This window comes from Pseudomonas sp. DSP3-2-3, from assembly GCF_049898225.1.
Lineage (GTDB): Bacteria > Pseudomonadota > Gammaproteobacteria > Pseudomonadales > Pseudomonadaceae > Aquipseudomonas.
This window is the reverse complement of the sequence record NZ_JAFCXH010000089.1, coordinates 1-578: the sequence shown is the minus strand read 5'-3', so window position 1 is coordinate 578 and position 578 is coordinate 1. Positions and strand designations below refer to the sequence as shown.

Annotated in this window: 1 protein-coding gene; it reads left to right on the top strand. The window is 57.8% G+C overall.

Features of this window, described 5'->3' with window-relative positions; all coding sequences use genetic code 11:
- On the top strand, positions 1-578 hold a 578-nt coding region (locus ACP7E4_RS30495), incomplete at both ends, for a transposase (RefSeq protein WP_426119996.1).

Here is a 578-nt window from a genome sequence, read left to right as displayed (position 1 = left end):
GCATATCGCTGGTTCTGCCGATTGAGTCTTGAAGATGAAGTCCCCAATCACTCTACGTTTTCCAAGAATCGCCACGGTCGTTTTCGTGACAGCTCGCTGTTTCGCTGGCTGTTCAATGAGGTGCTGCGTCGCTGCATGGACGCGGGTCTGGTCAAGGGCGAAGGTTTTGCTGTGGACGCCAGTGTCATCAAGGCAGATGCCAGTCGGCAACGTGGCGTACCCGGCAACGAAGAGGTCAACTGGCGCGATCCGTCGCTGAGTACTCGGGCCGTGCGTGAGTACCTCGAAGCGCTGGATGAAGAAGCTTTGGCCGAAGCACTGCCCAAGCGCCTGTCATTGACTGATCCACTTTCTCGTTGGACAGCAGCGCCAGGAGGCCTGGCGTTTTTCGCTTACTCGACGAACTATCTGATTGATGTCGAGCATGGCGTGATCATGGATGTGGAGCCGACCCCAGCGCATCGAACCGCCGAGGTCGAGAGCACCAAGACCATGATCGAGCGGGTCGAAGAACAGTTCGACATCAAGCCGGATCGGCTCATCGGCGATACCGCTTACGGAACCGCACCGATGCTGGC